The sequence below is a fragment of the Vibrio pomeroyi genome (assembly GCF_024347595.1).
Taxonomy (GTDB): domain Bacteria; phylum Pseudomonadota; class Gammaproteobacteria; order Enterobacterales; family Vibrionaceae; genus Vibrio; species Vibrio pomeroyi.
Map to the genome: position 1 here is coordinate 710,536 of NZ_AP025507.1, position 12,831 is coordinate 723,366.

Consider the following 12,831-nt stretch of genomic DNA (forward strand, 5'->3'; position numbering starts at 1 on the left):
CAGTTAGCTTAAACAGATGTTGCTTAGCTGACCGTGGTGTAGAACACAATTCTTAGACTTTGAGATAAAGCCGGCAGTACAAGCTTTATCTCAAAGCCTTCCCCCGGATCTTACCGAAGTAAGAGAGAAGGGCGGGGGAGGCTTTAGTTCTAGTGATTAATCAAGATTAATCAAATTGGTTAGACGTATTCGCTTCGCCCGCTGCTTTCAGTGCATTCTCACCAGCGAAGTACTCTTTGTGGTCATCACCGATGTCTGAACCAGACATGTTTTGGTGTTTAACACATGCGATGCCTTGGCGGATCTCTTTACGTTGAACATTTGCAACGTAACCCAACATGCCTTGGTCGCCGAAGTACTCTTTCGCAAGGTTGTCGGTAGACAGCGCTGCAGTGTGGTAAGTCGGTAGCGTAATCAAGTGGTGGAAGATACCTGCTTCACGAGATGCGTCCGCTTGGAATGTACGAATCTTCTCGTCAGCACTTGCAGACAGTTCAGTTTCGTCGTATTCCGCGCTCATTAGGTTTGCACGGTCGTATGCAGATACATCTTTACCTTCAGCAACCAATGCATCGTAAGCTTGCTGACGGAAGTTTAGCGTCCAGTTGAATGATGGAGAGTTGTTGTAAACCAGTTTCGCGTTAGGGTGAACTTCACGAACGCCGTCCATCATCTCTTTGATTTGACCGATGTGTGGCTTCTCAGTCTCAATCCAAAGTAGGTCAGCACCTGCGTTGATTGCTTCAATACAGTCGAATACACAACGGTCTTCACCAGTACCTTGGCGGAATTGGTATAAGCCTGAAGGCAGACGCTTAGGTCGAACTAGCTTGCCGTCACGGTTAAAGCAAACGTCGCCTTCTGCCATATCTGCAACATCGATCTCTTCAACATCTAGGTATGAATTGTAGATATCACCTTGGTCGCCCGGCTCTTTCACTACTGCGATTTCTTTTGTTAGACCAGCACCTTGAGAATCGGTACGAGCAACAATAACGCCGTTGTCGATGCCTAGTTCAAGGAAAGCGTAACGAAGTGCGCGAAGTTTTGCGTGGAAGTCAGCGTGTGGAACCGTTACTTTACCGTCTTGGTGACCACATTGCTTCTCATCGGCAACTTGGTTTTCAATCTGTAGACAACATGCGCCCGCTTCAATCATCTGCTTAGCCATTAGGTAAGTCGCTTCTGCGTTACCGAAACCTGCATCGATATCCGCAATGATTGGCACCACGTGTGTTACGTGATTGTCGATTTTGTCTTGGATAAGGTCTTGTTGGTTAACGTCGCCCGCTTCACGTGCAGCGTCTAGCTCACGGAATAAACCACCCAGTTCACGTGCATCAGCTTGGCGCAGGAATGTGTATAGTTCTTCTACTAGGCCAGCAACCGATGTTTTCTCATGCATTGATTGGTCTGGAAGTGGACCAAAATCTGAGCGAAGTGCAGCAACCATCCAACCTGAAAGGTATAGGTAGCGGCGATCTGTCTTGCCATCAAAGTGCTTCTTAATAGAAATCAGCTTTTGTTGACCGATAAAACCATGCCAGCAACCTAAAGACTGAGTGTATTGAGAGCTGTCTTTATCGTAAGCCTCCATATCCGCACGCATGATATCTGCCGTGTATTGCGCGATATCTAGACCTGTTTTGAATTTGTTTTGAGCTCGCATACGAGCAGCAGATTCAGCATTGATTGCATCCCATGGAGCACCTGCAGCGCTTTTTGCAACTTCTATCATTTCGATATCTTGTGTAATTTGCGACATAACTATTCCTTAGTTTCACGTGGGGTATGGTTGCCAAATTGGCTTGGATTAAAACTTTGCTATGGACAAAGAATAACCACGCATGTGATAATTTTGTTAATTTATAGTTATTATATTCGGTATTTTTCTTATGAATATTGCTCGTATAGACCTTAATTTGCTTGTGTATTTAGACATGTTGCTACGTGAAAGAAACGTTACACGAGCGGCAAATCAATTAGGAATAACTCAACCAGCCATGAGTAATGGACTGCGCCGACTGCGCGATCTGTTTGAAGATCCACTATTGGTGAGAACCAGTGAAGGGATGGTGCCGACCGAGCGCGCGCAAAAGTTGCAGCCGTTGATTCGTAACATTTTGGCGAATGTAGAAAAGACACTACAACCGACCACAGAGTTTAATGCAGAAGACAGTGAACGCGTGTTTCGTATCATGGCGAGTGACTATGCAGAGTCGACCATTATTCAGCCGCTATTGAAAAAACTGAGCGAGATAGCGCCGAAAATACGACTGGATATAATGACGCCAAGTGATGTGAGCTATCAGGATGTTGAGCAAGGCACAGTGGATATTATCATCAACCGTTTTGATGACATTCCACAGTCCTTTCACCAGATGAGCCTTTGGCATGACGGGTTTTCTTGCCTATTCAGCTGTGATAATCCAATAGCCGATAACTTTGATATTTTGTCCTATTTAAAGGCGCAACATATCTGGGTAAGTAAGACGGGCATGGGGACCGGAGTCGGGATCAACCCAAGTGAAGCGCAAAAGCTCGGTTGGATAGATGAAGCATTAATGCGCATTGGTAAAACCCGCAACATCACGGTGTTTACCCGACATTACCTGTCTGCGATTCTCTTCGCTCAACAGAAAAACCTTATCCTTACTATTCCAACCAAAGCCGCGCAGTTGCAGCGCAACAACCCGAATTTGTTAATCAAACCAGCTCCATTTGCGATTGAACCTTTTGAGGTGAAGATGGCGTGGAGCCCATTGTTACAAACCAATCCAGACCACCAGTGGATGCGTCGCTTGATCAAAAGTGTCGCCAATGAAATCGAAAGTGGTGTGACGGGATAACACAGTTTTTGTGGTATTTCTTTTGTGAATATCCAATATAAATGGCATAAATTAGCTAAATTTTCGTCAGTTACGTAAATTTATTTAGTAGTCAGCGGTTAATTTGAGAGAGATTTTATGAGCAGTCGTATTCAACAGGGAAGCTTGAGCATTGATAGCACCCTCTACCAATTAATTAATGAGCAAGTCATTCCTGGAACAGGCATTGTCGCAGAGGACTTTTGGCAATCTTTCGCCGCCATCCTTAAAGATCTGGCACCAAAGAATCGTGCTTTGCTTATCAAGCGTGAAGATCTTCAACATCAAATCGATGTGTGGCACCAAGAGCGTGCTGGTCAAACACTGGATGCAGCAGAGTATAAGCAGTTCCTACAGCAGATTGGCTACCTAGTACCTGAAGGCGAAGACTTTCAAGTTACCACCGCGAGCGTAGAGCCTGAAATCGCAACACAAGCTGGGCCGCAGCTTGTGGTGCCTATCATGAACGCGCGATTTGCACTTAACGCAGCAAACGCGCGCTGGGGCAGTTTATACGATGCGCTCTACGGCACTGATGTGATTAGTGAAAGCGACGGTGCCGAGAAAGGTGGAAGCTTTAACCCTGTTCGTGGCGCTAAAGTAGTGAGCTATGCTCGCGGTTTCCTTGACGACGCCGCACCGCTGAATGGTGTTTCTCATAAAGACGTGACGAAATACAGCATCAGTAATGTGAGTATTGGCAACACGCTGACAGCAACGCTAGATAATGGCGAAGAAGTCACTCTCATTGATCGCAACCAGTTTATTGGTTACCAAGGAGACGCAAGCGCGCCTTCTTGTATCCTGCTTAAACACAACAATCTCCATATCGAAATTCAAATCGACCCGAGCGCGCCAATTGGTAGCGTCGATGTGGCGGGTATTAAAGATGTATTGGTGGAATCGGCACTGACCACGATTATGGATTGCGAAGATTCTGTAGCCGCCGTTGATGGTGAAGACAAAGCATTGGCTTACCGCAACTGGTTAGGCTTAATGAAGGGTGACCTGCAAGAGTCGCTAGAGAAAAACGGCAAGACCATTGTTCGTAACCTGAATCCAGACCGTCAATACACCAGTGTGACGGGTGGTGAAATTTCCCTTAAAGGTCGCAGCATGTTGTTCATACGCAACGTGGGCCACCTAATGACTAACCCTGCGATTATTGATGCCGAAGGTAATGAAGTGCCTGAAGGTATCATGGATGGCATGGTGACATCGCTGATCGCGATGCACGATTTAAAGGGCAATAGCCCTTACCAAAACTCGACCGCAAGTAGCATCAATATTGTAAAACCTAAGATGCATGGCCCTGAAGAAGTGGCTTTTACCAATGAGTTGTTTGGTCGCATTGAGGATGCACTAGGTTTAGACCGCTTCACAATCAAAGTCGGTATTATGGACGAAGAGCGTCGTACCTCTGTGAACTTGAAAGAGTGTATTCGCGCAGCCAAAGATCGTGTTGTGTTTATCAACACAGGTTTCCTAGACCGAACGGGAGATGAGATCCACACCAGTATGGAAGCGGGTCCTTTTGCTCCTAAAACACAGCTTAAAACCATGACATGGATTGGCGCATACGAAGATCAAAACGTTGATCTTGGCTTAGCTTGTGGCCTGCAAGGTAAAGCCCAGATTGGTAAAGGTATGTGGCCAGAGCCAGATAACATGGCCAAGATGATGGACGCGAAAATTGGACACCCACAAGCGGGTGCCAATACCGCTTGGGTTCCTTCTCCAACTGCGGCGACTCTGCATGCCTTGCACTATCACAAGGTGAGTGTTCCTAGCCGTCAGAAAGAGCTTCGTGAGCGTGTGAGAGCAAATGTTGACGATATTCTTACTATCCCACTGTTAGGCAATCAAAAGCTGACAGCTCAAGATATCCAAAATGAACTGGACAACAATACACAAGGCATTCTTGGTTACGTAGTTCGTTGGATTGACCAAGGCGTAGGTTGTTCGAAAGTGCCTGATATTAACGATGTAGGACTAATGGAAGACCGTGCAACGCTGCGTATTTCAAGCCAACACATCGCTAACTGGTTACGTCACGGTATTTGCGAGGAAGCCCAGGTAATGAAAACCATGAAGCGCATGGCAGCTGTGGTTGATGAGCAAAATGCTGGGGATCCAAGCTACCAAAACATGGCGCCTGATTTCGAAAACAGCATTGCCTTTTCAGCAGCGTGTCAGTTGGTATTTGAAGGCTGCGCTCAGCCGAGTGGTTATACTGAGCCAGTGTTACACGCGATGCGTCTAAAGCTGAAAGCGCAGAGTGCTTGAGTCGGAAAGTGCTAAATCGCAGATAAGCGAAAGCACAAAAAGCCTAAATCACTGAAATAGCAAAGTGATCTAATAATAAAAACAGAGAAAGAAAAATACTAAAAAAAGAAACCCCCTTTAACCGAGCCCAAGGTGCCGCGCTTTATAGCGCGGCTTTTTTTTAGCTGTTAGTTAGTGCGAGGGTCTGAGATTAGATGCGGAATCAGAGGTTAGAAATGAAAAGCAGTTATCTTATCTATCATCAAACCTAATTTTCGCCAAAACCTTAGTTCCGACCGAAGCTTAGTTGCCACCGAAGCATAGATACTTAATATCCATGTACTCATCGATGCCTTCTTTAGCGCCTTCACGGCCAATGCCTGACTGTTTAACCCCACCGAAAGGTGCAACCTCAGTTGAGATCATGCCGTCATTAATACCAACCATACCGTATTCAAGGGCTTCTGCTACCTTCCACACTCGGTGGATATTCTGACTGTAGAAGTAAGACGCCAAACCATAAATGGTGTCGTTCGCCATTTCGATCAGCTCTTCATCGCTGTCGAACTTCATAACCGGAGCGACAGGGCCAAAGATCTCTTGTTGAACGATGTCCATATCGTGTTTCACATTTTTGAGAATGACAGGCTGGATGAACAAGCCCGCAAGCTCTTGAGTTGGGGTGACAGGTTGCGCGCCTTGTTCAATGGCGCGGTCAATTAAACCTTGAATGTTTTGTTTCGCTCTTTCACTGATCACAGGGCCAATGTTGACGCCTGCGTCTAAGCCGTTGCCAATTTTAAGTTGCTGAACCGCTTGGTCGAATTTAGCGACAAACTCATCGTGTACTTTACTGTGAATATAGAATCGGTTAGCACAAACACAGGTTTGGCCTGCATTACGGAATTTCGAAGCCATCGCGCCTTGAACTGCAGCATCGATGTCCGCATCGTCAAACACGATAAACGGAGCATTACCACCAAGTTCCATTGAGGTGCGTTTGATGCCTTTTGCCGCTTGAGCCATCAAGATACTTCCGACGCGAGTAGAACCAGTAAAAGAGATCTTCTTGATCAATGGATGTGATGTGAATAGCTCACCAATCTGTTCTGGGCTGTCACCCAATACCACTTGAAGCAGATCTTTAGGGATACCCGCTTGGTAAGCCAGCTCAACAACAGCAAACGCAGAAAGTGGCGTTTCGTCAGAAGGCTTCACAATAAAACTACAGCCAGCCGCTAGAGCAGGCGCAGCCTTACGAGTGATCATCGCAATCGGGAAGTTCCACGGTGTGATGGCACATGCGACGCCAATTGGCTGCTTGATTGTCACTAAACGCTTATCCCCGGCGGTACTTGGAATCGAGTCACCATAAGTGCGCTTGGCTTCTTCGGCGAACCATTCGATAAAGCTTGCACCATAAACCACTTCACCTATAGCTTCTGCCAATGGCTTGCCTTGTTCTATCGTCATTAAGTGAGCAAGGTCATCCTTGTTTTCAAGGATCAGTTGATGCCAAGCCTTCAGTATCGCAGCGCGAGATTTAGCCGGAATTTTCGCCCACTCTTTCTGCGCAATATGAGCTCGCTCGATAGCACTGTCCAATTCTGCCTCAGATGAGATAGGCGCATGTCCAATAAGCTCACCCGTTGCTGGATTGGTCACGGCAACCGCGTTATTCGCTTCTGTCACCATAAAAGAGAGTAAGCGCTGGTTATTAATTTCTAGCATGTGATTCCTTCTTGATGATTACTTAACACGTGTTGGTGCTGTTATTGAGTTGATGTCTATGGCAGTGCTGATGATTCGCTTTAGCCTGCCAAGGTTATTCTTGCGCCCAGTTGTCTGCTTCTATCTTCGCTAGTGCTTTCGCGGCTTTTTGTAGAGCAGGTAGGAACTTGATCGCCTCGTCCGGCTTTACTCGAATCACAGGTGCTTGGATTGCTAAGCCGAGATTAGATTGGCCCGTTGGCGACGGAATGAGTACCGCAATACACACCAAACCCGGTAGAAATTCTTCGTCATCAATCGCAAAGCCTTGGATCTTCGCTTCTTCGATGTCTTGCTCTAACACTGAGTAGTCGGTGATGGTTTTGACTGTGTACTGAGTCAATGGCACGTTTTCGATCAGTCTTCTGCGCTGTGATTTCGACATGTGAGCCAAAAACAGTTTGCCTGTCGCTGAGCAGTGCACAGGAACGCGAGAGCCGGGTTGCAGGTGGAAGCGAAGTGGCGCTTCGGTTTCTGCGCGGTCAAGGTAGATGATCTCACCGCTCGATAGTGCGGTTAGGTTGCAGCTCTCGCCGACTTCTGCTCGAAGGTTTTCAAGAATCGTGCGTCTTGCGCTGTGCATGGTGCTGTTGAACAGTAGGTTTTCAGCCAGCTTTCTGAGTCGAATGCCAGAGCTGTAATGTTTTTCATCACCGTCTCTTTGAATGATGCCTGCGGATTCTAATTGTTGCAGCATACGGTGCAGAGTGGGTTTCGGTAGTCCTGTTTCTTCGACGAGCCCTTGAAGGGAAATAAACTCGTCTTTTTGCGCTATCACCTCTAATAGTGCAAAAAGTCGGAGAGTGGGCGTATCTCCTTGAACTTGTGGTGTTTCTGTTTGCATACAGTGATTCATCCTTGCGATATGTCTATGTGTAAGAGTGTACATACCAAATCAATATTCTTCAATTATCTGAATAAAATTTGACCTTTTTTATTATTTCAATAATATAAATGTAAATTATGGAACAATTAATCTCAATAAATGGAATTTTAAGATGAAGGCAATTAAACGGATTATTGATAAGGCGCACTTAGATCGTAAGCGTGTGGTTTTGAGCGAAGCGGAAGACCCTCGTGTACTGAAAGCGGCACGATTAGCAATAGATAAACAGCTCGCTTATATCACGCTGGTGGGCGACGAAAAGGCGATTATCGAAGCCGCTCAGCTGCATCATATTAATCTCGCGGGCATTCATATTGTTTCACCACAAACATCAGCACTCAAAGCTGTGTTGGCTGAACGAATGTATGAGTTAAGAAAAGCCAAAGGCATGACTTATGAAGATGCATTGGAGAAGGTTAAAGACCCACTGATTTTTGCCAACTTGATGGTAAGAGAAGGGCTGGTTGACGGCACGGTCAATGGCGCGGTTTATACCACATCAGATGTGGTGCGAGCTGCGCTGCAGATCATTGGTCCAGCGCCAGACAGTGAATTGGTATCGAGTTTCTTTTTAATGATGTTGTGCGAGCCTTTCCATAACCTTAAAGGCGGCATGATTTTCAGTGATTGTGGATTGGTAATTAACCCCAATGAAACCGAGCTTGCATCAATTGCAGTGGCGGCTTCAAACAGTGCACAAACGCTGTTGATGGAAGAACCGAAAGTGGCAATGCTCTCGTTTTCGACCAATGGCAGTGCCAAACATGAATCAGTCGATAAGGTACGTAATGCCGCCCAGTTAGTGAAGCAACGTTGCCCGGGAATTGCGGTTGATCAGGATGTTCAACTCGACGCGGCGATTGTCACTGAAATAGCAGCGAAAAAATTGCCCGATTCCGAGGTGAAGGGTGAATCTAACGTGCTGATATTTCCTAACTTAGAAGCAGGTAATATCGGTTACAAGCTTGCTGAAAGGCTAGGTGGTGCGGTTGCGATTGGTCCGTTGTTGCAAGGGCTGAATCAACCTGCCAATGACTTATCCAGAGGGTGCAGTGCCGAAGATATCTTTAATGTAATCGCGGTGACTGCCGTGCAAGCACAACAAAGTAAAACGACAAATCCAACGACGGATGTTGAAGCTGATGCTCAAGAAGCTTCAGTAGATAAAAAAGCTTCAGAAGATCAAAATGCTTCAGAAGATCAAAAAGCTAAAGAAACAGCAGAATCAGGATTTGAGTTTAGGTACTAAGACTCACGCTTAAAGCTCGCACTCATACTAAGTAAAAACACCTAATTAGGATTGCTAATGGAGTTACCTGTTTTACTCGCCATTCTCGCCACCATTGCGGTAGGTACCTATTTCCAAACCGTCACTGGATTTGGACTTGGCATTATCGTGATTGGTCTAACGGTCAGCCTTAATCTGGTTTCGTTGCCCGTGATTGCCGCCGTGGTCAGTATCGTGACCTTGTTTAATTGTTTGGTCGCGTTGATGGGTAAGCCACTGCTTGGGGAACTCAAGATTCTGGTGGTGTTAGTGATCGGTATTATCCCCGGCGTGTCGTTGGGCGTATTTTTACTGGATGAGTTAAGTGAGTCGGCAACGCATATCCTGCGAGGGCTATTGGGCGCTATGGTGTTATTCGCAGGTCTGAGCTTTATGTTCAAACCTAAAACCAGAAAAGATCGCTCGGCAACGATATCCTTCTTGTTGTCTGGCTTTAGTTCTGGGCTCGCGGGAGGCTTGTTTGGTATGGCGGGCCCACCGATTGTTTACCATCTCTATCGACAGCCTTTTACGCTCGATCTGGTACGGAGCACACTTTTGATGGTGTTCGCTTGTACCTCTATGTCTCGTACTGTGAATGTCTACGCTGCAGGTGACATGGATGCGAGCATACTGTGGTTGTCTGCAATTGCAGTTCCTTTGGTGGCGCTTGTTACTATATTTGCTCGGCGCTTCCCGCCGCCGTTGTCGAATGACCAACTGAGGAAGTTAGTATTTATGGTGTTGATGTTGATTGGTGGGTATTTGATGGCCGTATCGGCATGGTCGTTGTTTGGCTTTTCGTAAAACCACTTTCGACAAAGGAGGCTAGCGGTTCGCTAGCCTAAGCCTTTCTGTTTAAACTCGCTTTAGCATCTCAAAGATACTCCTAGATAACCCAAACAAGCAGCTTTCCTGTACATCTAAAGTAATGTTACTGCGGTAGTACGGGCTTAAATCGACGCCCATTCCCACACCATGAATCTCAATACCGTTTTTGGTCGACTCGCGCTCAATCACTTGTTTGAGATGGTTATCCAAATAGAACTGATCATTGGCTGTGCTGGTGGCGGTATCCATCGGACAGCCGTCTGAGAACACAATCAACACCTTTCGCTGTGCGCTATGTTGCTGCAAGCGCTGGCTAGCGAACTGAACCGCTTCTCCATCAATCCCTTCTTTAAAGATGTCTGCTTTGCGAAGACTGGCAATGCCAAGGCGAGAGCGTCTCCAGTGGGTATCAAAATCCTTAAACACAATGTGTCGAACTTCGTTTAAACGGCCTGGGTGTTTCGGTTGACCTTGCTTGAGCCACTGTCGGTAAACCTTGCCACCATTCCAGTTGTTGGTGGTGAAGCCGATAATCTCGAAAGGGATGTTGGCTAGCCCGACCGATTTGAGAATAGTATCCATCAGTAGGCTGAGCTTATGACTGTGTTTTTGCATTGAACCTGAGCAGTCCATCAAAAACGTGATGGCACATTGATGGGATGCGCCAATGCCAGGTTGATAGAAGACAGCACGATCCAACGGCGAAGTGATGAGTTTAGTGAGAGTGGTGGCGTTAACAATGCCTTCTTCTAAATGATCCTGACGTCGATTCCTTTCGGGCGTCGCAACAAAGCGGGCGAGCATAGCAGCCAAGCGGCGAGTGTTAACTTGTCTCGCCATAATGTCATCGGTGAGTTTTTGCCTAAGTTCGAGTAACAGGGCGCGCCTGACGAGTTTATCTGCCGCGATCACTTGGTCAAATTCGGAATTAAAGACCTGATAATTGGCGCCCGAAAGTTCAAACACCTTGCTGCTGCCTGTTATGTCGGTATCGACGTCTTCATCTTGAATGTCGCCATCAACGATAAGAGCAAGCTGCGCGAGGATCTTGATGTCTTCTTCAACCGTAGGTGTCGGCGAGTTATTACTCTCTTGTTCTTGGTTGATGAGTTCTTGCGCTAAAGAGGCCAGTTCATTGGTGCAGTGAGCAAACTGTAGTTGGTCGGCTCGATGTTCCTTCAAGCGCTTCAAGCTGCTTCCGAAAATAGGCACGATGCCCGCACGAGTTGATTCAATGGTTTCAGCAATCGGCTCAGAGACTGGAACACCGGTTAAGCGGGTGTGGATGACCTGCATCAGCGTGAACAGTAACATCCCAATTCGTGATTCAGTAAAGCCATTCTGATGATATTGGTCGCTCCAATACGCAAAGTTGAACTGAATGCTCTTAGTCACACCTTTTAGGTAAGACGGGACTTGTGACTCGATTCGTACCTGTTCGCAAAAATCATATAACAGACGTTCGACTTCGTTTTTCGGTCGTAATGAATAGTGAAGATCAGTATCTGACAACAAGAGTCGCAGCGCTGATGAATCGATCTTACCTTGCATTGAGAGCTTGCTGTTTGTTAACTCATGGCGAGAAACAAAGGTGAGATCGTTGGTGTGTGCAGACTGATAATAGCAGGGGTTATTGCCGTTATAGAGACGCTCTCCCCGATAATTCAGGTTCAATTCTCCACTGACCGCTCTAGCGACAGACACACCAAGGTCGAGGATCTTTTTCTGCTGAGAAGAAACATTGGCCATGGTTTACGACTCCGACTGCGCATAACTCTGAGTAGGCGTTTCTAGGGCCTCACCAAAGCAGCGGAAGTAATATTCGCTCACCAACTCTTTCTCTTCATCTTCACAACGGTTAAGGAATGAAAGCCTAAATGCTGTGGCTACGTTATCGAATATTCGGATATTTTCAGCCCATGTGATCACGGTTCTCGGAGACATTACCGTCGACAGATCGCCTGCTCTAAAACCATTTCGCGTTAAACCAGCAGTAGCGATCATTTTCTCAACTAACTGCTGACCACTTTCATTGTTCAGCTCTGGGCGCTTGGATAACACGATCTTGGTTTCATGTTGCGGATCTAAATAGTTAAGCGTAGCGATGATGTTCCATCGGTCAAGCTGGCTATGGTTAAGCACTTGAGTACCGGAATACAAACCCGAGAAATTACCTAACCCCAACGTGTTACAGGTGGCAAATAGGCGAAAAGAAGGGTGAGGCGTAATCACTCGGTTTTGCTCTAAAGAGGTGTATTTGCCGTCTTGCTCTAAGAGTTGTTGGATCACAAACATCACATCTGGTCGTCCTGCATCGTATTCGTCTAATACCAGAGCGATGGGTTGCTGGATACTTTGCGGAAGAATGCCTTCTTTAAACTCTGTCACCTGCATTCCATCTTTAATGACGATGCTGTCCTTTCCTATGAAATCCAATCTGCTTAAGTGTCCGTCTAGGTTGATCCTCAAACACGGCCAGTTCAATCTCGCAGCAATCTGTTCAATGTGGGAAGACTTACCTGTTCCGTGTGTACCTTGTATCAACGTGCGGCGATTAGAGGTGAAACCCGCCAATATCGCTAGTGTTACTTCAGGATCAAAACAGTAGTTAGGATCGACCTTGGGTACATACTCTCCCGCATGTTGAAACGCCAATACCGTTAGGTTGCTGTCGATGCCAAAACACTCTCTCACACTTACTGGTTGCGTTGGTATCAATTCCGCATCATTCATTTTTCATCCCTCTTAATAGCTTCCATTGACTGCCGCGATGGGCGGTATGTCATCGATTATTAACAGCTCACTCTAAGTTAACGGCACTTTTTGTACGAAAAACTATCAATAATGTGATCTGGTTTTATTAATTAGAATGAATTGTTCCAATTTAATATAAAAAGTTGACGCGCAAAAAATCTACTACTAAGGTGAAAATGAATTCGAAAAAG

The 12,831-nt window shown here is 46.3% G+C and carries 9 protein-coding genes; 4 read left to right on the plus strand and 5 right to left on the minus strand.

Annotated features, from left to right (window positions below; genetic code table 11):
- Positions 1–166: 166 nt before the first annotated feature.
- Positions 167–1,765, minus strand: coding sequence for an isocitrate lyase (locus OCV12_RS19305; RefSeq protein ID WP_017633361.1), 1,599 nt, complete (start codon positions 1,763–1,765; stop codon positions 167–169).
- A 130-nt stretch (positions 1,766–1,895) separates the two neighbouring features.
- Between OCV12_RS19305 and OCV12_RS19310 the strand changes: the two genes are divergently transcribed.
- The gene (locus OCV12_RS19310; RefSeq protein ID WP_061038005.1) at positions 1,896–2,849 is read left to right on the plus strand and encodes a LysR family transcriptional regulator; all 954 of its coding nucleotides are present in this window, start codon (positions 1,896–1,898) and stop codon (positions 2,847–2,849) included.
- A gap of 117 nt (positions 2,850–2,966) precedes the next feature.
- Positions 2,967–5,153, plus strand: a complete 2,187-nt coding sequence (locus tag OCV12_RS19315; protein ID WP_176679334.1) for a malate synthase G — start codon at positions 2,967–2,969, stop codon at positions 5,151–5,153.
- A gap of 282 nt (positions 5,154–5,435) precedes the next feature.
- Here OCV12_RS19315 and OCV12_RS19320 read toward each other — a convergent pair whose 3' ends face one another.
- Positions 5,436–6,863, minus strand: a complete 1,428-nt coding sequence (locus OCV12_RS19320; RefSeq protein WP_261886936.1) for an NAD-dependent succinate-semialdehyde dehydrogenase — start codon at positions 6,861–6,863, stop codon at positions 5,436–5,438.
- A gap of 94 nt (positions 6,864–6,957) precedes the next feature.
- Positions 6,958–7,746, minus strand: coding sequence for an IclR family transcriptional regulator (locus tag OCV12_RS19325; RefSeq protein WP_061038008.1), 789 nt, complete (start codon positions 7,744–7,746; stop codon positions 6,958–6,960).
- Between the two features lie 154 nt (positions 7,747–7,900).
- Between OCV12_RS19325 and pta the strand changes: the two genes are divergently transcribed.
- Positions 7,901–9,037 (plus strand): phosphate acetyltransferase, encoded by a 1,137-nt coding sequence (gene pta, locus OCV12_RS19330; protein ID WP_261886937.1) that lies wholly within the window; start codon positions 7,901–7,903, stop codon positions 9,035–9,037.
- Between the two features lie 57 nt (positions 9,038–9,094).
- Positions 9,095–9,862 (plus strand): sulfite exporter TauE/SafE family protein, encoded by a 768-nt coding sequence (locus OCV12_RS19335; RefSeq protein ID WP_261886938.1) that lies wholly within the window; start codon positions 9,095–9,097, stop codon positions 9,860–9,862.
- Positions 9,863–9,913: 51 nt separating this feature from the next.
- On the opposite strand, the gene OCV12_RS19340 is transcribed toward OCV12_RS19335, so the two are convergent.
- Both OCV12_RS19340 and OCV12_RS19345 read right to left on the minus strand, forming a co-directional pair.
- Complete coding sequence (locus OCV12_RS19340) at positions 9,914–11,635, minus strand: cobaltochelatase CobT-related protein (RefSeq protein WP_261886939.1); 1,722 nt, start codon at positions 11,633–11,635, stop codon at positions 9,914–9,916.
- 3 nt (positions 11,636–11,638) lie between these two features.
- Entirely contained in the window at positions 11,639–12,619 is a 981-nt protein-coding gene (locus tag OCV12_RS19345) for an AAA family ATPase (RefSeq protein ID WP_176679339.1), read from the minus strand.
- Positions 12,620–12,831: the final 212 nt, after the last annotated feature.

Coding starts and splice junctions, on each gene's coding strand:
- OCV12_RS19305 (WP_017633361.1), bottom strand. CDS start 1,765: ATGTCGCAAATTACACAAGATATCGAAATGATAGAAGTTGCAAAAAGC.
- OCV12_RS19310 (WP_061038005.1), top strand. CDS start 1,896: ATGAATATTGCTCGTATAGACCTTAATTTGCTTGTGTATTTAGACATG.
- OCV12_RS19315 (WP_176679334.1), top strand. CDS start 2,967: ATGAGCAGTCGTATTCAACAGGGAAGCTTGAGCATTGATAGCACCCTC.
- OCV12_RS19320 (WP_261886936.1), bottom strand. CDS start 6,863: ATGCTAGAAATTAATAACCAGCGCTTACTCTCTTTTATGGTGACAGAA.
- OCV12_RS19325 (WP_061038008.1), bottom strand. CDS start 7,746: ATGCAAACAGAAACACCACAAGTTCAAGGAGATACGCCCACTCTCCGA.
- pta (WP_261886937.1), top strand. CDS start 7,901: ATGAAGGCAATTAAACGGATTATTGATAAGGCGCACTTAGATCGTAAG.
- OCV12_RS19335 (WP_261886938.1), top strand. CDS start 9,095: ATGGAGTTACCTGTTTTACTCGCCATTCTCGCCACCATTGCGGTAGGT.
- OCV12_RS19340 (WP_261886939.1), bottom strand. CDS start 11,635: ATGGCCAATGTTTCTTCTCAGCAGAAAAAGATCCTCGACCTTGGTGTG.
- OCV12_RS19345 (WP_176679339.1), bottom strand. CDS start 12,619: ATGAATGATGCGGAATTGATACCAACGCAACCAGTAAGTGTGAGAGAG.